The 18457-nt window shown below is 70.1% G+C and carries 19 protein-coding genes; 11 read left to right on the top strand and 8 right to left on the bottom strand.

All coding sequences use genetic code 11. The features are described 5' to 3' along the window. Positions 1 to 48: 48 nt before the first annotated feature. The 3 genes from AB0D14_RS32175 (at position 49) to moaA (ending at position 3318) form a co-directional block, all read left to right on the top strand. Entirely contained in the window at positions 49 to 405 is a 357-nt protein-coding gene (locus tag AB0D14_RS32175) for a DUF485 domain-containing protein (RefSeq protein ID WP_362786178.1), read from the top strand. After that, complete coding sequence (locus tag AB0D14_RS32170) at positions 402 to 2045, top strand: cation acetate symporter (protein WP_362786176.1); 1644 nt, start codon at positions 402 to 404, stop codon at positions 2043 to 2045. The genes AB0D14_RS32175 and AB0D14_RS32170 overlap by 4 nt, the downstream gene beginning before the upstream one ends. A 283-nt stretch (positions 2046 to 2328) precedes the next feature. After that, a complete protein-coding gene (gene moaA / locus AB0D14_RS32165) occupies positions 2329 to 3318 on the top strand; it encodes a GTP 3',8-cyclase MoaA (RefSeq protein ID WP_362786174.1) in 990 nt (329 codons plus the stop codon). A 26-nt stretch (positions 3319 to 3344) separates the two neighbouring features. Here the strand turns inward: moaA and AB0D14_RS32160 are convergent, their stop codons facing one another. Together AB0D14_RS32160 and AB0D14_RS32155 are read right to left on the bottom strand one after the other, a co-directional pair. Further along, entirely contained in the window at positions 3345 to 3602 is a 258-nt protein-coding gene (locus tag AB0D14_RS32160; RefSeq protein WP_362786173.1) for a hypothetical protein, read from the bottom strand. A gap of 223 nt (positions 3603 to 3825) precedes the next feature. Continuing rightward, positions 3826 to 4212: a DUF3099 domain-containing protein gene (locus AB0D14_RS32155; RefSeq protein WP_362786171.1), complete on the bottom strand. Its 387-nt coding sequence runs from the start codon at positions 4210 to 4212 to the stop codon at positions 3826 to 3828. Between the two features lie 219 nt (positions 4213 to 4431). On the opposite strand from AB0D14_RS32155, the gene AB0D14_RS32150 reads away from it, so the two are divergent. Continuing rightward, on the top strand, positions 4432 to 4707 hold the full coding sequence (locus AB0D14_RS32150) for a GlsB/YeaQ/YmgE family stress response membrane protein (protein WP_362786169.1): 276 nt from the start codon (positions 4432 to 4434) through the stop codon (positions 4705 to 4707). Positions 4708 to 4793: 86 nt separating this feature from the next. Here the strand turns inward: AB0D14_RS32150 and tyrS are convergent, their stop codons facing one another. The 3 genes from tyrS to AB0D14_RS32135 form a co-directional block, all read right to left on the bottom strand. Further along, on the bottom strand, positions 4794 to 6059 hold the full coding sequence (gene tyrS / locus AB0D14_RS32145) for a tyrosine--tRNA ligase (protein ID WP_362786167.1): 1266 nt from the start codon (positions 6057 to 6059) through the stop codon (positions 4794 to 4796). Positions 6060 to 6183: 124 nt separating this feature from the next. Then, the gene (locus AB0D14_RS32140; RefSeq protein WP_362786165.1) at positions 6184 to 7596 is read right to left on the bottom strand and encodes a metallopeptidase TldD-related protein; all 1413 of its coding nucleotides are present in this window, start codon (positions 7594 to 7596) and stop codon (positions 6184 to 6186) included. Then, positions 7593 to 9116, bottom strand: a complete 1524-nt coding sequence (locus tag AB0D14_RS32135; RefSeq protein ID WP_362786163.1) for a TldD/PmbA family protein — start codon at positions 9114 to 9116, stop codon at positions 7593 to 7595. The genes AB0D14_RS32140 and AB0D14_RS32135 overlap by 4 nt, the downstream gene beginning before the upstream one ends. Before the next feature lie 340 nt (positions 9117 to 9456). Here AB0D14_RS32135 and fabG point away from each other — a divergent pair, with 340 nt between their 5' ends. The 3 genes from fabG (at position 9457) to AB0D14_RS32120 (ending at position 11588) form a co-directional block, all read left to right on the top strand. Continuing rightward, positions 9457 to 10176 (top strand): 3-oxoacyl-[acyl-carrier-protein] reductase, encoded by a 720-nt coding sequence (fabG, locus tag AB0D14_RS32130; RefSeq protein WP_362786161.1) that lies wholly within the window; start codon positions 9457 to 9459, stop codon positions 10174 to 10176. A 5-nt stretch (positions 10177 to 10181) separates the two neighbouring features. Further along, entirely contained in the window at positions 10182 to 10952 is a 771-nt protein-coding gene (gene fabI / locus AB0D14_RS32125) for an enoyl-ACP reductase FabI (protein WP_362786159.1), read from the top strand. 339 nt (positions 10953 to 11291) lie between these two features. Further along, entirely contained in the window at positions 11292 to 11588 is a 297-nt protein-coding gene (locus AB0D14_RS32120; protein ID WP_362786265.1) for a hypothetical protein, read from the top strand. Here AB0D14_RS32120 and AB0D14_RS32115 read toward each other — a convergent pair. Then, entirely contained in the window at positions 11572 to 12276 is a 705-nt protein-coding gene (locus tag AB0D14_RS32115) for a FadR/GntR family transcriptional regulator (protein ID WP_362786158.1), read from the bottom strand. The genes AB0D14_RS32120 and AB0D14_RS32115 overlap by 17 nt on opposite strands. 133 nt (positions 12277 to 12409) lie before the next feature. Between AB0D14_RS32115 and AB0D14_RS32110 the strand changes: the two genes are divergently transcribed. From AB0D14_RS32110 to AB0D14_RS32095, 4 genes are all read left to right on the top strand, one after another. Then, positions 12410 to 13732 (top strand): CynX/NimT family MFS transporter, encoded by a 1323-nt coding sequence (locus AB0D14_RS32110; protein WP_362786156.1) that lies wholly within the window; start codon positions 12410 to 12412, stop codon positions 13730 to 13732. A gap of 123 nt (positions 13733 to 13855) precedes the next feature. Beyond that, positions 13856 to 13972, top strand: coding sequence for an SGM_5486 family transporter-associated protein (locus AB0D14_RS32105; RefSeq protein WP_362786154.1), 117 nt, complete (start codon positions 13856 to 13858; stop codon positions 13970 to 13972). A gap of 212 nt (positions 13973 to 14184) precedes the next feature. Continuing rightward, a complete protein-coding gene (locus AB0D14_RS32100) occupies positions 14185 to 14397 on the top strand; it encodes a hypothetical protein (protein ID WP_362786152.1) in 213 nt (70 codons plus the stop codon). 139 nt (positions 14398 to 14536) lie between these two features. Beyond that, on the top strand, positions 14537 to 15055 hold the full coding sequence (locus AB0D14_RS32095) for a histidine phosphatase family protein (protein WP_362786150.1): 519 nt from the start codon (positions 14537 to 14539) through the stop codon (positions 15053 to 15055). Positions 15056 to 15216: 161 nt separating this feature from the next. Here the strand turns inward: AB0D14_RS32095 and serB are convergent, their stop codons facing one another. Then, complete coding sequence (gene serB / locus AB0D14_RS32090; protein ID WP_362786148.1) at positions 15217 to 16413, bottom strand: phosphoserine phosphatase SerB; 1197 nt, start codon at positions 16411 to 16413, stop codon at positions 15217 to 15219. 130 nt (positions 16414 to 16543) lie between these two features. Further along, positions 16544 to 18439 (bottom strand): streptophobe family protein, encoded by a 1896-nt coding sequence (locus tag AB0D14_RS32085; RefSeq protein ID WP_362786147.1) that lies wholly within the window; start codon positions 18437 to 18439, stop codon positions 16544 to 16546. Positions 18440 to 18457 lie beyond the last annotated feature (18 nt).

The raw sequence follows: 18457 nt of genomic DNA, 5'->3' as shown, positions 1-18457 counted from the left end.
TCCGACCCGTCCGACGTCGCAACCGCACCCGCAACGCGAGGAGACTCCGTGGCCACCGACGCACCGCCCCCCTCGAAAGCCGAACCTCATCTCCCGTCCACAGCGGAGTTCGTAGAGGTGCAGGAGAGCGCCGAGTTCGGTGAACTGCGCCGCGCCCACCGCTCCTTCGCCTTCCCGCTGACCATCGGCTTCATCACCTGGTACCTGCTGTACGTCCTGCTGTCGATCTACGCGGACGACTTCATGGCCACCAAGCTGTTCGGCAACTTCAACGTTGCCCTCTTGCTGGGCCTCGCCCAGTTCCTCACCACGTTCCTCATCGCCTGGTGGTACGAGCGGCATTCCTCCACCAAACTCGACCCCAAGGCCGAGGCGATCAAGTCCCGGATGGAGGGCGGCGCATGAGCCCCGCGATCACTCAGGTTCAGCTCGCGCAGGCGCAGCTCGCGGCGGGAGAGGCCAGCGAGCACCGGCCGCTGATCATCTCCCTGTTCGCGGTCTTCGTCGTCGCCACCCTCGTCATCACCGTCTGGGCGGGCCGGCAGACCAAGAGCGCCGCCGACTTCTACGCCGGCGGCCGTCAGTTCAGCGCCTTCCAGAACGGGCTCGCCGTCTCCGGCGACTACATGTCCGCCGCCTCGTTCCTCGGCATCGCGGGCGCCATCGCCCTCTTCGGATACGACGGCTTCCTGTACTCCATCGGCTTCCTCGTCGCCTGGCTGGTGGCGCTGCTCCTGGTCGCCGAGCCGCTGCGCAACTCCGGCCGCTACACGATGGGCGACGTCCTCGCCTACCGCATGCGCCAGCGCCCGGTGCGTACGGCGGCCGGCACCTCCACGATCGTCGTCTCGATCTTCTATCTGCTGGCCCAGATGGCGGGTGCGGGCGTCCTGGTCTCGCTGCTGCTCGGCATCACCAGCGACGCCGGGAAGGTCGCCATCGTCGCCCTGGTCGGCGTCCTGATGATCGTGTACGTCACCATCGGCGGCATGAAGGGCACCACCTGGGTCCAGATGGTCAAGGCCGTGCTGCTCATCAGCGGCACCCTGCTCATCACCTTCCTGGTGCTGCTCAAGTTCGACTTCAACATCTCCGACCTGCTCGGTTCGGCGGCCAAGAACAGCGGCCAGGGTTCGGCCTTCCTGGAGCCCGGTCTGAAGTACGGGCTCACGACCACCTCCAGCATCGACTTCATCTCGCTGGGCATCGCCCTGGTGCTGGGCACCGCCGGCCTGCCGCACATCCTGATCCGCTTCTACACGGTGCCCAACGCCAAGGCCGCGCGTAAGTCCGTGAACTGGGCGATCGGCATCATCGGCGGCTTCTACCTGATGACCATCGCGCTCGGTTTCGGTGCGGCGGCCCTCATCTCGAAGACGGAGATCGTCGAATCCAACCCGGCGGGCAACACGGCCGCGCCACTGCTCGCCCTGCACCTCGGCGGCGTCGACTCGACCTGGGGCGCGATCCTGCTCGCCACGATCTCCGCGGTGGCCTTCGCCACGATCCTCGCGGTGGTCGCCGGTCTGACCCTGGCCTCGTCCTCGTCGTTCGCCCACGACATCTACGCGAACGTCATCAAGAAGGGCCAGGCCACCGAGAAGGAAGAGATGAAGGCCGCCCGCTACGCCACCATCGGCATCGGTGTCGTGTCCATCGGCCTCGGCGCCCTGGCCCGTGACCTCAACGTCGCCGGTCTGGTCGCCCTCGCCTTCGCGGTCGCCGCCTCCGCCAACCTGCCGACGATCCTCTACAGCCTCTTCTGGAAGCGGTTCACCACCCAGGGCGCGCTGTGGTCGATCTACGGAGGCCTCACCACGGCGGTCGGCCTGGTGCTCTTCTCGCCGGTCGTCTCGGGCAAGGCCACCTCGATGTTCCCGGACGTCGACTTCCACTGGTTCCCGCTGGAGAACCCGGGCATCATCTCGATCCCGGTCGGCTTCCTGCTCGGCTTCCTCGGCACCCTCCTGTCCAAGGAGGAGCCCGACGCCGGCAAGTACGCCGAACTGGAGGTCCGGTCCCTCACCGGAACCGGAGCGCACTGACCGTACCGAGCCCACTGGGGTACTGACCGTCACGCCGAGCGGCCGCGTCGTAGATCCCTGCGACGCGGCCGCGGTGCGTCTCGGTCAGTATCCCAGTGGGCTCGGGCCGCCCCTGTTGTCGGTGCTGTCACGTAGGCTCGCTGGTATCGGGTCGACTGACCGTTCGAAACCGTCCGGTCGTTCGAACCGTCCGGCCGTTCGAAGCTGTCCGGCCGTTCGGAACTGTCCGGTTGCCAGGAACTGTCGGTCCGTGTCGCGGTCCGTATCGAGGGAAGGGGCCCACGTGCTCATCGACACCTACGGCCGGGTGGCCACCGACCTGCGCGTCTCGCTGACCGACAAGTGCAACCTCAGATGTACGTACTGCATGCCCGAGGAAGGCCTGCAGTGGCTGGCCAAGCCCGACCTGCTCACGGACGACGAGATCGTCCGCCTCATCGGCATAGCGGTGACCCGGCTGGGCATCACCGAGGTCCGCTTCACCGGCGGCGAGCCCCTGCTCCGCCCCGGCCTGGTCGGCATCGTGGAGCGGGTGGCCGCTCTGGAGCCCCGCCCCCAGATGTCCCTGACGACGAACGGCATCGGTCTCAAGCGCACCGCGACCGCCCTGAAGGCGGCGGGCCTCGACCGGGTCAACGTCTCGCTGGACACGCTGCGCCCGGACGTCTTCAAGACCCTGACCCGCCGTAACCGCCACCAGGACGTCATCGACGGCCTCGAAGCGGCTCGCGCCGCGGAGCTGACGCCGGTCAAGGTCAATTCCGTACTGATGCCGGGACTGAACGAGAACGAGGCGCCGGACCTGCTCGCCTGGGCCGTGGAGCACGACTACGAACTGCGGTTCATCGAGCAGATGCCCCTCGACGCGCAGCACGGCTGGAAGCGCGAGGGCATGGTCACCGCCGGCGACATCCTCGCCTCGCTGCGTACGCGCTTCGAGCTGACGGAGGAAGGGTCCGACGAGCGGGGCTCGGCGCCCGCCGAGCGCTGGATCGTGGACGGCGGCCCGCACCGGGTCGGCGTGATCGCCTCGGTCACCCGCCCGTTCTGCTCGGCCTGCGACCGTACGCGGCTGACCGCCGACGGGCAGGTCCGCACCTGCCTCTTCGCCTCGGAGGAGACCGACCTGCGGGCGGTGCTCCGCTCGGACGCGCCGGACGAGGAGGTCGCCCGGATCTGGCGGCTGGCGATGTGGGGGAAGAAGGCCGGAGCAGGTCTGGACGACCCTTCGTTCGTGCAGCCGGACCGCCCGATGTCGGCGATCGGCGGCTGATCCGGCCGGGGGTCGGACACCGGCTCTCAGCCCGCGGGCGGTCCCTCCGCCGACTCCCATTCCTTCAGGGGCACGACGTCTTTGAGGAAGCCGCGTACGCCCAGGAACTTCGACAGGTGATCGCGGTGCTCCTCGCACGCGAGCCAGGTCTTGCGGCGCTCCGGCGTGTGCAGCTTCGGGTTGTTCCAGGCCAGCACCCACACGGCGTCCGCTCGGCAGGCTTTCGCGGAACAGATGGGAGACGACGGGGACGACGGTTCGGAACCGGGGACGTTCAGGATCACGTCCCCGACACTAGTCGAGTCGCAACGAGCCCCAAAAGGCGACGCCGAGCAGCCACGGGGGGAGCTGCCCGGCGTCGGTCTGTCGCTCCGACGGGGGATGCGGAGCGCCTACTAAGTATGTCACGGGTAACCCATGGCCCGGCAACGGAACAACGTGATTGATCTGAGCTTTTCTTGAGCTTGGCAGGGGGTTCTGATTCCGCTTTCTACCGGCTCCCCGCGCTCAGGCCCGCTCGTGCGGTTCGTCCCGCTGACGCGCGCCGGGATCGGCTGTGACGTCCTCCGGGACGGGTTCCGCGGCGCCGCCCGCGCGCGGCCCCGCGAGCATGGGACGGGTGGGCGCGGTCACATAGGTGGACGGCAGCGACGGCGCGTTCTCCCGGCCCGCGTTCGCGATCACCACGGAGATGTAGGGGAGCAGTATGCCCAGTACCAGCGCAACGACGGCGACATGCCGTTCGACGTTCCAGAGGGTGGCGGCGAGGACCACGGCGACCGTGCGGACGGACATCGAGATGATGTAGCGGCGCTGCCTGCCGCGTACGTCGTCGGTGAGCCCCTGTCTGGCTCCGGTGATCCGGAAGACCTCGACGTCGTTCTGCTTCCGCATCACGTTCCACCACCCGCCTGCATCGGACGCTCCCCGGCCCGTACGGGAAACAACGTTACGCCGCTGCCGGGCCGCCTACGAGGGCGGGGCGGTTCCGATCCGGGGGATCCGGGGTGGACGGCTGGGCCGTACCGCGTATGGCCGTGTCCGGCATGCGCCGTACGGCACACACGCCGACACTGGGCGTAATGCTCGAGCAGAGCCGTATAGGAGGTAGCCATGGGCTGGTTGTGGGCGATCATCGTGGGATTCGTACTGGGCCTGCTGGCCAAGGCGATCATTCCGGGCAAGCAGCACAGCCCGCTCTGGCTCACCACGATCTTCGGGATCATCGGTGCCGTCGTGGGCAACGCGATCGCCCGCGGTATCGGCATCGACCAGACGAGCGGCATCGACTGGGGCCGGCACGCCCTCCAGCTCGTCGCCGCGGTCGTGGTCGTCTTCCTGGGCGACATGCTCTACTCGGCGATGCGGGGCAAGAAGCAGCGGGCCTGAACGCATTGGCCTGAACGCAACGGAAGGAGGAGGGCGGGCCCGCCCTCCTCCTTCCGTTGCGTTCAGGCCTGTATGGAAGGCACTCCCTACGGAGCGACCTCCACGGCGGCAAGGTTCTTCTTGCCTCGCCGGAGCACCAGCCACCGCCCGTGCAGCAAGTCCTCCTCGCCGGGAACGGCGTCCTCGGACGCGACCTTCACGTTGTTCACGTACGCCCCGCCCTCCTTGACCGTCCTGCGTGCGGCGGACTTGCTGGCCACCAGCCCGACCTCGGCGAACAGGTCCACCACCGAGCCGGGCTCGGTGACCCGGACGTGCGGCAGCTCGGAGAGCGCCGCACTCAGTGTCGCCGCGTCGAGCCCGGCCAGCTCGCCCTGGCCGAAGAGCGCCCGCGACGCGGCGATCACGGCGGCCGTCTGGTCGGCGCCGTGCACCAGCGTGGTCAGTTCCTCGGCCAGCGCGCGCTGGGCGGCGCGGGCCTGGGGACGCTCCTCGGTCTGCTTCTCCAGCTCCTCCAGTTCCTCCCGGGACTTGAAGGACAGGATCCGCATGTACGTCGAGACGTCACGGTCGTCCACGTTCAGCCAGAACTGGTAGAACGCGTACGGCGCCGTCATCTCCGGGTCGAGCCAGACGGCGCCGCCCTCGCTCTTGCCGAACTTGGTGCCGTCCGCCTTGACCATCAGCGGCGTCGCGACGCAGTGCGCCTCGGCGTCCGGCTCCAGCCGGTGGATCAGGTCCAGGCCCGCCGTGAGGTTGCCCCACTGGTCGCTGCCGCCCTGCTGGAGCGTGCAGCCGTACCTCCGGTACAGCTCCAGGAAATCCATGCCCTGGAGCAACTGGTAGCTGAACTCCGTGTAGCTGATGCCCTCCTGGGACTCCAGGCGCCGGGCGACCGAGTCCTTGGCGAGCATCTTGTTGACACGGAAGTGCTTGCCGATGTCCCGGAGGAACTCGATGGCCGAAAGACCAGCCGTCCAGTCCAGGTTGTTCACCATCACCGCGGCGTTCTCGCCCTCGAAGGACAGGAACGGCTCGATCTGGCCGCGCAGCCGGGTGACCCAGTTGGCGACCGTCTCCGGGTCGTTCAGCGTGCGCTCCGCCGTCGGGCGCGGGTCACCGATCTGACCGGTCGCCCCGCCCACCAGGGCCAGCGGGCGCAGGCCCGCCTGCTGGAGGCGGCGCATGGTGAGGACCTGCACCAGATGCCCGACGTGCAGCGAGGCCGCGGTCGGGTCGAAGCCGCAATAGAAGGTGACGGGACCGTCCGCGAGCGCCTTGCGCAATGCGTTCTCGTCGGTGGACAGGGCGAACAGCCCGCGCCACTTCAGCTCGTCGACGATGTCCGTCACGGTTCTCGTGTCTCCTTGGATGATCTTCGGGCAGTCATGATTTTCGAGCAGTCATGATTCCTGGGCAGCCGGGCGACAAAAGACCGCGAGGCTGCCCATCGAGGTTAATCGAAGTCAATCGAGGTTATACGCCCTGACTGACAGAGCTCATGTTGAAGTCCGGCACGCGCAGGGCCGGCATCGCGGCCCTGGTGAACCAGTCGCTCCACTCGCGCGGCAGCGTCTTCTCCGTCCGCCCGGCCTGGGTCGCCCGACCCAGCAGGCCCACCGGCGACTCGTTGAACCGGAAGTTGTTGACCTCACCGGTGACCTCGCCGTTCTCCACGAGGTAGACACCGTCCCGGGTCAGCCCGGTCAGCAGCAGCGTCGCCGGGTCGACCTCGCGGATGTACCAGAGGCAGGTCAGCAGCAGCCCGCGCCCGGTGGCGGCGACCATCTCCTGCAGGGACGTGTCCTCGCCGCCGTCGAGGATGAGGTTGTCGATGCCGGGGGCCACCGGCAGCCCGGTCAGGCCCGCGCTGTGCCGGGTGCTCGTCAGGTGTTTCAGCTCGCCCTCACGGATCCAGTCCGTGGCCGTGAGGGGCAGGCCGTTGTCGAAGACCGAGGCGTCGTCCCCGGAGGAGTGCGTGAGCACGAAGGGGGCGCTTTCGAGCCCAGCCTCGTTCGGGTCGCTGCGCAGGGTCAGCGGCAGGTCGGTGAGCCGGTCGCCGACGCGCGTACCGCCGCCGGACCTGCTGAACACCGTCCGGCCCTCCGCCGCGTCCCGGGCCGCCGCCGACCACATCTGGTAGATCAGCAGGTCCGCGACGGCGGTCGGCGGCAGCAGCGTCTCGTACCGCCCCGCGGGCAGTTCGACGCGCCGCTCGGCCCAGCCCAGCCGGACGGCCAGCTCGGCGTCGAGCGCGGCCGGGTCCACATCCTTGAAGTCCCGCGTCGACCGGCCGGCCCACGCCGAGCGCGTACGGTCCGGCGACTTGGCGTTCAACTCCAGCGTTCCGTTGGGCTGGTCGTGGCGCAGGCGCAGCCCCGCGGACGTACCGAGATAGCTGGAGACGAGCTCGTGGTTGGCGAAGCCGTACAGCTCGCGTCCGCCCGCACGCGCGCGTGCGAACGATTCACCGAGCGCCGGGGCGAAGTCCGTGAAGACGGCCGACGAGGTCTCGGCGGGCGCGTCCGTGAAGTCGGGGGAGACGGGCACGCCCTCGACGAGCGGCTGCGCGTCCTCCGCCGGGCCGGCCCCGCGGGCGGCGGCCTCGGCGGCCCGCACCAGCGGCTCCAGCTCGTCCGCGGTCACGGCCGAGCGCGAGACGACCCCGGAGGCGGTGCCCTCGCGGCCGTCGACCGTCGCGACGACGGTCAGCGTGCGCCCGCGTGTGACGCCGTTCGTGGTCAGCGCGTTGCCCGCCCAGCGCAGGTTGGCGGTCGACCGCTCGTCGGCGATGACGACGCACCCGTCCGCCCGGGACAGTTCCAGAGCGCGCTCGACGATCTCGTGCGGCTTGAACGAAGTGGTGCCGTTGGGCACACGAGCGCTCATCGACCGGCCTCCTGGGTCGTGTTGAGGATGTTGACGCCCTTGAAGAGGGCGGACGGGCAGCCGTGCGAGACCGCAGCGACCTGGCCCGGCTGGGCCTTGCCGCAGTTGAAGGCACCGCCCAGGACGTACGTCTGCGGGCCGCCGAGGGCCGCCATCGAGCCCCAGAAGTCCGTGGTCGTCGCCTGGTAGGCGACGTCCCGCAGCTGGCCCGTGATCCGCCCGTTCTCGATCTTGAAGAACCGCTGGCCGGTGAACTGGAAGTTGTAGCGCTGCATGTCGATCGACCAGGACCGGTCGCCGACGACATAGATCCCGCGGTCGACACTCCCGATGAGGTCCTCGGTGGACATCCCGGCGGGATCCGGCTGGAGCGACACGTTCGCCATGCGCTGTACGGGCACATGGCCGGGGGAGTCGGCGTACGCGCACCCGTTGGACCGCTCGAAGCCGGTCAGCTTCGCGATCCTGCGGTCCAGCTGGTAGCCGACGAGCGTGCCGTCCTTCACCAGGTTCCAGGACTGCCCGGCGACACCCTCGTCGTCGTACCCGACGGTCGCCAGCCCGTGCTCGGCGGTGCGGTCACCGGTGACATTCATCAGCTCGGAGCCGTACCGCAGCTTGCCCAGCTGGTCGAAGGTCGCGAACGACGTCCCGGCGTACGCGGCCTCGTAGCCGAGCGCACGGTCCAGCTCGGTGGCGTGGCCGATGGACTCGTGGATGGTCAGCCACAGGTTGGACGGGTCGACGACCAGGTCGTACACGCCCGCCGTGACGCTGGGCGCCCGCATCTTCTCGGCGAGCAGTTCCGGGATCCGCTCCAGCTCCGACTCCCAGTCCCAGCCGGTGCCCGTGAGGTACTCCCAGCCGCGGCCGACGGGCGGCGCGATCGTACGCATCGAGTCGAACTCGCCGATCGACTCGTCGACGGCAACGGCGGTCAGCTGGGGATGCAGCCGGACCCGCTGCTGGGTGGTCACGGTGCCCGCCGTGTCCGCGTAGAACTTGTTCTCGTGCACTGTCAGCAGCGAGGCGTCGACATGGCTGACGCCGTCCGCCGCGAGGAGCCGCGCACTCCACTCGGCCAGCAGCCCCGCCTTCTCCTCGTCCGGCACGGAGAAGGGATCGATCTCGTACGAGGAGACCCACGTCTTCTCGGCGTGCACGGGCTCGTCCGCCAGCTCGACCCGCTCCTGCGAGCCCGCCGCCTTGATCACCTGCGCCGACAGCTTGGCCATCGCCACGGCCTGCGACGCCACCTTCGCGGCGGCGTCCATCGTCAGATCGACCCCCGACGCGAACCCCCAGGTCCCGCCGTGCACCACCCGCACCGCGTACCCCAGGTCCGTGACGTCCGAGGACCCGGCGGGTTTCGCGTCCCGCAGCCGCCAGGACGCGCCGCGGACCCGCTCGAACCGGAAGTCCGCGTGGTCGGCGCCCAGCGCCCTGGCCCGCGCGAGCGCCGCGTCCGCGAGAGCCCGCAGCGGCAGTGCCAGGAATGACTGATCGACCTCGTGTGCCATGAGCGGCCTCCCCTTCTCACCGTCGTCGATATGTCTCGCAGTGAATCATGCAGCGCCGACACCCCGGCTTCCAGCGGAATCACGCCAGGCAAGGCGACGTATGAGGCTGTGGTCAACGCCGACGGCGAGAAGGTGAACACCTGCAACCGCAGTCCGCGCCGAGGGGCTGCCCGCACACGCCCCGGGCATGGCTGACTGAAACAGCGCGTCCGCGGGGTGCGCCGACTGTAGGGATCCGACAGCACGCGGGGTGAGCCACTGTCGGTGCCCGATTCTCCGCACGGCCGACCGTACCGATAGGTTTTCGAGGTACCAGACCGGCAATCGAAAGGGTGATCCGTTGAGCCGCTCGGTTCTCGTCACCGGAGGAAACCGGGGCATCGGCCTCGCCATCGCCCGCGCTTTCGTCGACGCGGGCGACAAGGTCGCGATCACGTACCGTTCGGGCGAGCCCCCCGCCGCCCTCACCGAACTGGGCTGCCTCGCGGTCAAGTGCGACATCACCAACAGCGATCAGGTGGAGCAGGCCTACAAGGAGATCGAGGCCGAGCACGGCACGGTCGAGGTGCTCGTCGCCAACGCGGGCGTCACCAAGGACCAGTTGCTGATGCGGATGTCCGAGGAGGACTTCACGTCCGTCCTGGACACCAATCTGACGGGCACCTTCCGGGTCGTGAAGCGCGCCAACCGCGGCATGCTGCGCGCCAAGAAGGGCCGCGTCGTCCTCATCTCCTCGGTGGTCGGCCTCCTCGGCTCGGCGGGGCAGGCGAACTACGCCGCCTCCAAGGCCGGCCTGGTCGGGTTCGCGCGCTCGCTCGCCCGTGAGCTCGGCTCGCGCAACCTCACCTTCAACGTCGTCGCGCCCGGCTTCGTCGACACCGACATGACCAAGGCGCTCACCGACGAACAGCGCGAGGCCATCGTGAAGCAGGTGCCGCTCGGCCGGTACGCGCAGCCCGAGGAGATCGCCGCGACCGTGCGGTTCCTCGCCTCGGAAGAGGCCTCGTACATCACTGGAGCCGTCATCCCCGTAGACGGCGGACTGGGAATGGGTCACTGATCACCATGAGTGGAATTCTCGAGGGCAAGCGCGTCCTGATCAGCGGTGTGCTGATGGAGTCGTCCATCGCCTTCCACACCGCGAAGCTGGCCCAGGAGCAGGGTGCCGAGATCATCCTGACCGCGTTCCCGCGGCCCACGCTGACCGAGCGCATCGCCAGGAAGCTCCCCAAGCCCACCAAGGTCATCGAGCTCGACGTGACGAACGACGAGCACCTCGGGCGGCTCGCCGAGGTCGTGGGTGCGGAGCTGGGCAGCCTCGACGGCGTCGTGCACTCCATCGGCTTCGCCCCGCAGGACGCCCTGGGCGGCAACTTCCTGAACACGCCGTTCGAGTCGGTCGCCACGGCCATGCACGTCTCCGCCTTCTCCCTGAAGTCGCTGACCATGGCCTGCCTGCCGCTGATGCAGAACGGCGGCGGCTCGGTCGTCGGCCTCACCTTCGACGCCCAGTACGCCTGGCCGCAGTACGACTGGATGGGTCCGGCCAAGGCCGCACTGGAAGCCACCAACCGCTACCTCGCCCGTGACCTGGGCAAGCAGAACGTGCGCTCCAACCTCATCTCGGCCGGTCCGATCGGCTCCATGGCCGCCAAGTCCATCCCGGGCTTCGGCGAACTGGCGGCCGTCTGGGACAGCCGCGCACCCCTGGAGTGGGACCTCAAGGACCCCGAGCCGGCCGGCCGCGGTGTCGTCGCCCTGCTCAGCGACTGGTTCCCGAAGACCACCGGCGAGATCATCCACGTCGACGGCGGTCTGCACGCGATCGGCGCGTAAACGCCTGCGCAAACGCTTTCGTACGGTATCGGCGCCCCGTTCCCCGCAACACGCGGTGAGCGGGGCGTCACCCGTTCGGCCCTACCGGCCGGGCGGCGGAAGGAGCAACGGCCCACTCTGGCGTAGGAGTTCTTCTCGCGAGATCTCTCCACCGGCCTTCCCCGGTCTCCCCTGATCTCCTCCGATCTCCTCCGATCTCTCCCGAGACGTCCTCCAGAGCCCAGCCGAGGAGGTTCCTTTGTGCGCCTCTCCCCGCGCCGGTGCAACCACCGGCTCCCCAGGAACGGCTTCGCGGCACCCCCTGTCGCGCTGTTCGCCGCTCTGACCCTCCTGCTCGCGGTGCCCGATGGGGCCACCTCGCACACCACGAGAGCAACGCCCCACGCGCGCGTGCCCGCACAGGAACGGCCCTTCGGAGCGGCGTGCCGGACCGTCGTCGACGGCTCACATGTGACGGCGTACTGCCACAACCCGTATCCGGAGCCCGATCGTGTCAGCCTGCACATCGAGTGCGACCGCTGGTGGGACATCGACGCCGACGGGGCGAGGGCCGAGGCGGGCCCCGCACAGAACATCCGGCTGACCGGCCGCTGCTGGAAGGAGGTCCGCTCGGCGTGGGTCAGCCACCAGAAGTGACGTTCTCCGGCCGTCGCGGTCGCCCCGGGCGGCACAGGAACGGATAACCGGCCGCCTCCGAGGCAGCCGTCTGCGCGTCGCCCGTGCGGATCGCGTCCACCAGGCGCGTGTGGTCCATACGCGTCTCGGGCGTCAGCTCCTCGCCGACATCCTCGCGCAGCCAGTCGCGCACGACCTCGCCCAGGTCCGCGTACATCGCCGTCATGACGTCGTTGTGGGACGCGGCGACCACGGCCAGGTGGAAGGTCGTGTCGGCGCTCACGAACGCCTCGGCGTCACCCGACTCCCAGGCCTCGTCCCGGCGTACGAGGAGCGCGTCCAGCTGTTTGAGATCGCGTTCGGTACGGCGCTCGGCGGCCAGCTTCGCCGCGCTCGACTCCAGCGTGGAGCGCAGCTCGGCGATGTGCCGCGGGTCGGCGTCCGCGAACCGGCGGTGCATCACGCCGGCCAGCTCGCTGGTCGCCACGACGTAGGTGCCCGAGCCCTGACGAATGTCGAGCAGGCCGTTGTGCGCGAGGGCGCGGACGGCCTCGCGGACCGTGTTGCGGGCGACTCCCAGCTGCTCGACCAGCTCCGTCTCGGTGGGGATGCGGGAGCCCACCGGCCACTCGCCCGAGGTGATCTCGTTCCGCAGCGCGGCGATGACCTGCTCGGACAGCGCCGAACGGCGGGGGTGGCTCAGAGGCATGACGGTCCTTCGCGCCAGGGGGTGCACCGGGAGGACACACCTAGTGAGAACACACCGTAGTGAGGACGCACCGTGGTGCGGGTACCCGGGATGGTGCACCAGGGGATTGGACAACCAATCATCCCATGATTCTATGATGGTGTTCATGACTGGCGAGGAAACCCGGACGATCACGTCCCCACCGATACGCGGTTCCGCGCAGGACGCGGAACCCCGCACGCCCCCCACGCGCGCGTGGATGACGCGCCTGGTGATCGCCGGCATCGTCCTGACGGCCCTCAACCTGCGGCCCGCCATCACCAGCCTGGGCGCCCTCCTGGAAGAGGTGCGCGACGGGCTCGGGATGAGCGGCAGCGTCGCCGGGCTCCTCACCTCCGTACCGCCACTCTGCTTCGCCGTCTTCGGTGTCATGGCACCACGCCTCGCCCGCCGCTTCGGACCCGCCGCCGTGGTTTGCGCCGGCATGCTGGCGATCGGCACGGGCCTGGTGATCAGGCCCTTCGCCGGGAACACGGTCGGATTCCTGATCGCGAGCGCCCTCGCTCTCATGGGCATCGCGGTCAGCAACGTCCTCATGCCGGTGATCGTCAAGCGCTGGTTCCCGGACCGGGTCGGCTCCATGACCGGCCTCTACTCCATGGCCCTCGCGCTCGGCACCGCCACCGCGGCCGCCGTCACCGTGCCCATGACCCGGGCCCTGGGCGGCGACTGGCAGTCGGGCCTCGCCGTCTGGGCGGGACTCGCGGCCGTCGCCGTCCTGCCATGGATCCCTCTCGCACGGGCCAAGGGCACCGCTCTCTCCGTCGAGAAGGCCTCCGCCCCCGCCCCGGTCGCCGAAACGGCCACCGAAGGACGCCAGGAGCCCGCGCCGCTGCGCATCACCCGGAGCCGTACCGCCTGGGCGCTCGCCGTCTTCTTCGGACTCCAGGCCACCGCCGCGTACATCACCATGGGCTGGATGGCGCAGATCTTCCGGGACGCGGGAGTCCCGGCGGGCACCGCAGGACTGCTGCTCGCCGTCACGATGGTGATGGGAGTGCCGCTGGCCTTCGTCATACCGCGGCTGGCCACGCGACTGCCTCACCAGGGGCCCATCGTGGTGGCCCTCGGCCTCTGCGGATTCGTCGGCTACGGAGGGCTCTATCTCGCCCCGGCGGGCGGCGCCTGGGCGTGGGCCCTGCTGCTCGGTGTCTCCAACTGCGCGTTCCCGCTGGCCCTCACCATGGTCGGCATGCGGGCCAGGACCGGAGCGGGGGTGGCGCAGCTCTCGGCCTTCGCGCAGAGCACCGGCTACCTCATCTCGATCCCCGGCCCGCTGCTGGTGGGCGTGCTCTACCAGCACAGCGGTGGCTGGGGGCTGCCGATCGCGCTCATGGCGGGCCTGATGGTTCCGCAGATCGTGGTGGGCGTCCTGGCCGGCCGCGACCGCACCGTGGAGGACGAGGCCGCGCGGTGACGTTGCCAGGCCGCGCGGTGACGTACCAGGGCCCTGCTCGTGGAGCCGCCCCGACTGTCCTGGCCGCTCCCGTGAGGCGACCCCACTGGAGGGGAGCCGGGTGAAGAGTGCGAGACTGGCGGCATGCCCGTGCTCGATCCGAACCCCCAGAACGGCCAGAAGAAGATGCTGCTCGTCTTCGGCGCGTTCCTCCTCATCTTCGTGATCATCGGCGTCATCGCGTCGATCGCCGCACCCTGACCGACGCAGTCGGCCCCCTGCCGTGATCTCTCCGGCCCGCCCTCCTCGCCGCGCGACGCGAGGGTGGGGCTGTCCCCACCATCCCCTAGGGGGTGAGTGTCAGGGTGAAGTGGGTGGATCACCGGATGGGACGAGGGTCCCCGAGTCCGTACCTTCGAGATGTGACCGCGAGGACGCGGACCACGGAGCACTCGAAGCCCCACGGAGGCGGCATGTCGGCCCCTACGCACACCCCGCCCCACCCGGCGACCGGGCGCGGCGTCGAAACCCGGCTGCCATGGTGGGCGCTCGTCCTCCCGGTGCTCGCCTTCGCGGCGCTGCTGCTCATACTGAACCCCGCGGACGCCCACGCGGCGGGCGCGGACCCGGCCCTCGGCAACCTCTTCGAGCGGATTCAGCAGATCGTGCAGCACCAGGGTTCCTGAGCTCCGGTCCCCAGGGCTCCTGACCTCCAGGGCTCCTGACCTCCAGGGTTGCGGCGCTCCTGAGGTCCCCGCGACTCACGGCGGGGCAGCGCATCAACTCCCTGCGCCCCATGGCGTGTTTCATGCGAAGCTGGGAACCATGAGCGTCGCAGAATCCCGCAGGATTGTCCTTTTCCGGCATGCGAAGGCCGACTGGCCCGACGTGGCCGACCAAGAGCGTCCGCTCGCTGAGCGGGGCCGCAAGGACGCGGCCGTCGCCGGACGTAAACTGGCCGATACCGGCATCCCCTTCGACCTGGCCCTCTGCTCCACCGCGACCCGGACCCGCGAGACATGGAAGCTCGCGGTCCAGGAACTCCCGCACCGGCCGAAAACGGTCTATGAGGAGCGGCTCTACGAAGCCTCCCCGGGTGAGCTGATCGCTGTGCTCAACGAAACCCCGGACGACGTGCGGAGCGCCCTCCTGATCGGCCACAACCCCGGAGTGCACGGCCTCGCCGACGTCCTGGCCGGCCAGTTCGAGGGCGACGCGCAGGAGCGGATGAGTCGCCGCGAATTCCCCACTGCCGCCTTCGCCGTGCTCTCCTTCACCGGTTCGTGGAAGAGTCTGGATCCCGGCTCGGCCACGCTGGTCGACTTCTGGGGCCCCTCCGAGTGAACACGCAGTGAGCGCGGACGGGGCCCGGCACCACGATGCACGATGGTGCCGGGCCCCGTCCGTTTCACGGGTCACGGGAGACCGACCAGGCGCTCGCAGACACACCGCGAGACACCACAGGGGGCTCAGCGGGGTCACCGCGGGGGTCTCCGCGGGAACGCTCAGTCCACGTGCATGTCCGCCGCCTCGACCTCTTCGCGTGTCACGCCCAGCAGGTAGAGGACCGTGTCGAGGAAGGGGAAGTTCACCGCGGTGTGCGCCGCCTGGCGGACCACCGGCTTGGCGTTGAAGGCGACTCCGAGGCCGGCCGCGTTGAGCATGTCCAGGTCGTTGGCCCCGTCACCGATCGCCACGGTCTGGGTGAGCGGCACGCCCGCCTCCGCGGCGAACCGGCGCAGCAGCCGCGCTTTGCCCGCACGGTCCACGATCTCGCCGATGACCTTGCCCGTCAGCTTCCCGTCGACGATCTCCAGCGTGTTGGCCTGGGCGAAGTCGAGCCCGAGCCGCTCCTTCAGATCGTCCGTGACCTGGGTGAACCCGCCCGAGACGACACCGACTTGGAAGCCGAGCCGCTTCAGCGTACGGATGAGTGTGCGCGCCCCGGGTGTCAGCCGCACCTCGCTGCGCACCTTGTCCACCACGGAGGCGTCGAGCCCCGCGAGCAGCTTCACGCGCGCGTGCAGTGACTGCTCGAAGTCCAGCTCCCCGCGCATCGCCGCCGCCGTCACCTCGGCGACCTCTTCCTCGCAGCCGGCGTGCGCCGCGAAGAGCTCGATGACCTCGTCCTGGATGAGGGTGGAGTCCACGTCCATGACGACCAGGCGCTGGGCCCGTCGGTGCAACCCGGCCGCGACCACCGCGATATCGACGCCGAGGGCCGCGGCCTCGGTCACCAGCGCGGTACGCAGCCCTTCGGGCTCCGTACCGGACACGGCGAACTCGACGGCCGTCACGGGGTACTTGGCCAGCCGGAAGATACGGTCGATGTTGCCGCCGGTCCCGGTGATCCGGGCGGCGATGGCGGCCGTCGACTCCGCGGTGAGCGGATGCCCGAGGACGGTCACCAGCGACCTGCCGTGCCCACGTGGCCGGTTGTCGCCGTGCCCGGAGATGATCTCGGCCTGCAGCCTCATCGAGTCGGCCCAGCTGTGCACCGTGGCGCGCAGATCGCCCTCCAGACCGGCCGGAGGATGCGTCACCAGCGCGCACAGCACGATCCGGCCACGGGTGACGACCTGCTCGATGTCGACCACGTCGACCGAGTAGGCGGCGAGGGTGTCGAAGAGTCCGGCAGTGATACCGGGACGGTCCTTGCCGAAGATCTTGACGAGGAGTGTGGGGACATCAGAGGTCTGCATGGTGCTTCCACCGTATCCGGCACTCCGTGCCGTACGCCCCCGAGGTCCGCCTGACGGACAGGGAACAGTACATGTCGCCTCGATGTCCCCCGTCTTCACAGGCCGTGTCCGCCCCGCGTCGCGTCCTCGGTCAGCGCCGTCCGTCCGGCTTCCGGGGCGGGGGCGGCGGCTCGTCCGGCGGGGGAGGCGGCCCGTCCTGCGACGACCGGCCCCGGCGGCGAGGCCCTGGCGCCGGGGGTCCCGGACGAGGCTGTGGTGTGAAGGGTCCGATCACCGTCTGAGCGCCGTACACGTCGTCGGGCGGGCGGGCACCCGGGGGCTGCCCACCGGAGGGCCGCCCCGCAGGAGGCCTGGGCTGCCCACCTGGCGCCCTGCGCTGTCCACCGGGGTCGCGGGGCTGCCCACCAGGATCCCGGGAGCCGCCGGGACTCCGGGAGCCGCCAGGAGGCGGGGACCCGCCGGGAGGCTGGGAGCCGGGGCGCCGCCCGGGCCCGGGCTCCCGCAGCTCTTCGGGCAGCCGCAGATAGGGGTTCGTCTCCGGATTCGACGGCCGGTACGGCGTCCCGGGACGGTAGGGCCCGGTCTCCCCGGCGGCCTTCCCGGCGACCACCGCGTGCGAGGCGACGCTTTCCGAAGTGTCCAAGTCACCCCGTGCCGACAGTGCCGCCTGCCGCCCGGCCGCACCCGTGGCGCACGCGAGCAGCGCGCCCACCGCCCCCGCCCCGGCCCCCCACAGCGCACCGAACAGCAGCGCCATGCCGAGCCGGCCGCGCAACTCGATCCCGGAGTCGAACGCGTCGATGCCGAACACGGACAGCGAGGCGTTCACGGACACCTCGGTCAGCCAGGCCAGCAACGGCAGCGCCAGCGCGGTCACGACCGCCAGCCGCAGCGCGCAGCGACCGGCGAACCCGGCGATCCCGAAGCCGCCCCGTTGCCGTACGAACGGGGTGCGCGCCGCGGTGAGGACACCCGCGAACAGCATCATCAGCGCCGCCGCGACCCCCAGCAGCCAGACCCGGCTGTCCAGTTCGGCCAGCCTGCCCAGCGTGACGGGCCGGTCGGAGAACTTCAGGAGGTCGTCCATGGGATCCGGCAGGAACTGGAGGAACGGGCCCGTCGCCTTCCCGTCCCACGGTACGAAGAGCCCGACCGGGACGCCGAGCCACACCCCGTTGGGCGCCCCGAGCAGGGCGGCACCGGCGATCCGCTTCGGGTTGTCGTCGCCGATCGCCGCGTACGCCGCCGCCGCGAACCCCGCCAGGACCGCCACGAGTAACACCGTGACCAGCGCGGACACCGCGGGCCGCACCACGCGGTGCACCACATCCCAGCCGCGCGGCAGCGGGGTCCTGCGCGAGGCCAGCAGTGCGATCACCAGGACGCCGAGCACCCAGCCCAGGCCGCCGAACAGCGTCGGGACGGTGTCGACGGTGAAGCCCACCTTGGCGTTCGCGTCCGCGAGGTCCCCGAGCCGGTCCGGCAGCAGGCCGCCGAGGTCGCCGAGCCCGGGCACCTTCACATCGTCGGGCAGCCCGCCGCCCGGCAGCTTGTCGAGCCCGAGGGAACCGCCGTCGATCGTGATGATGTCGTGTCCCGCCCAGGCGAGACCGCCCAGCATGGCCACGAAGAGGGCGGCCACCGTGCCCGCCCGCGCCATCAGTTCGGCGGGCGTGATCACCGCGCCCGCCCCGCGCAGGGAGCGCAGGAAGAACCAGGACAGCAGCAGCGCGCCCACCAGGCTCACACCGAGTGGCGTGATCTGGAGGGCGGTCTCGGCCTGTGCGCTGTCCACCCCGAACGCCGACATGTCGCCCGAGGGCGTCACCGAACCACCCGCCCCGAGCGCCACAACCGCCGCGGTCATCGGCCCGAGCGAGGCCGTCGCGTCCGCACCGAGCAGATGCAGCCCCAGTGCTCCCACGCCCGCCATCCCGATCAACGCCCAGCTCACGGCGGCGATCGAGGACAGCAGCACATCACCCACCGGTACGCGCCTGCTGTGTCCCACGGACCCGTCGCTCATCGTCAGCCCCCCGACTCC

It is taken from the genome of Streptomyces sp. NPDC048484 (assembly GCF_040651415.1).
In the GTDB taxonomy this organism is placed as follows: domain Bacteria; phylum Actinomycetota; class Actinomycetes; order Streptomycetales; family Streptomycetaceae; genus Streptomyces.
This window is presented reverse-complemented; position numbering and strand designations above follow the sequence as displayed.

What these genes read in the sequence shown, in the direction of transcription:
- serB (WP_362786148.1), bottom strand. Translation starts at nt 16,413, where the DNA reads ATGCAGACCTCTGATGTCCCCACACTCCTCGTCAAGATCTTCGGCAAG.
- AB0D14_RS32105 (WP_362786154.1), top strand. Translation starts at nt 13,856, where the DNA reads ATGCCCGTGCTCGATCCGAACCCCCAGAACGGCCAGAAGAAGATGCTG.
- AB0D14_RS32140 (WP_362786165.1), bottom strand. Translation starts at nt 7,596, where the DNA reads ATGAGCGCTCGTGTGCCCAACGGCACCACTTCGTTCAAGCCGCACGAG.
- AB0D14_RS32155 (WP_362786171.1), bottom strand. Translation starts at nt 4,212, where the DNA reads ATGCGGAAGCAGAACGACGTCGAGGTCTTCCGGATCACCGGAGCCAGA.
- AB0D14_RS32095 (WP_362786150.1), top strand. Translation starts at nt 14,537, where the DNA reads ATGAGCGTCGCAGAATCCCGCAGGATTGTCCTTTTCCGGCATGCGAAG.
- AB0D14_RS32110 (WP_362786156.1), top strand. Translation starts at nt 12,410, where the DNA reads ATGATGGTGTTCATGACTGGCGAGGAAACCCGGACGATCACGTCCCCA.
- AB0D14_RS32085 (WP_362786147.1), bottom strand. Translation starts at nt 18,439, where the DNA reads ATGAGCGACGGGTCCGTGGGACACAGCAGGCGCGTACCGGTGGGTGAT.
- AB0D14_RS32115 (WP_362786158.1), bottom strand. Translation starts at nt 12,276, where the DNA reads ATGCCTCTGAGCCACCCCCGCCGTTCGGCGCTGTCCGAGCAGGTCATC.
- AB0D14_RS32170 (WP_362786176.1), top strand. Translation starts at nt 402, where the DNA reads ATGAGCCCCGCGATCACTCAGGTTCAGCTCGCGCAGGCGCAGCTCGCG.
- AB0D14_RS32100 (WP_362786152.1), top strand. Translation starts at nt 14,185, where the DNA reads ATGTCGGCCCCTACGCACACCCCGCCCCACCCGGCGACCGGGCGCGGC.
- AB0D14_RS32150 (WP_362786169.1), top strand. Translation starts at nt 4,432, where the DNA reads ATGGGCTGGTTGTGGGCGATCATCGTGGGATTCGTACTGGGCCTGCTG.
- fabI (WP_362786159.1), top strand. Translation starts at nt 10,182, where the DNA reads ATGAGTGGAATTCTCGAGGGCAAGCGCGTCCTGATCAGCGGTGTGCTG.
- AB0D14_RS32135 (WP_362786163.1), bottom strand. Translation starts at nt 9,116, where the DNA reads ATGGCACACGAGGTCGATCAGTCATTCCTGGCACTGCCGCTGCGGGCT.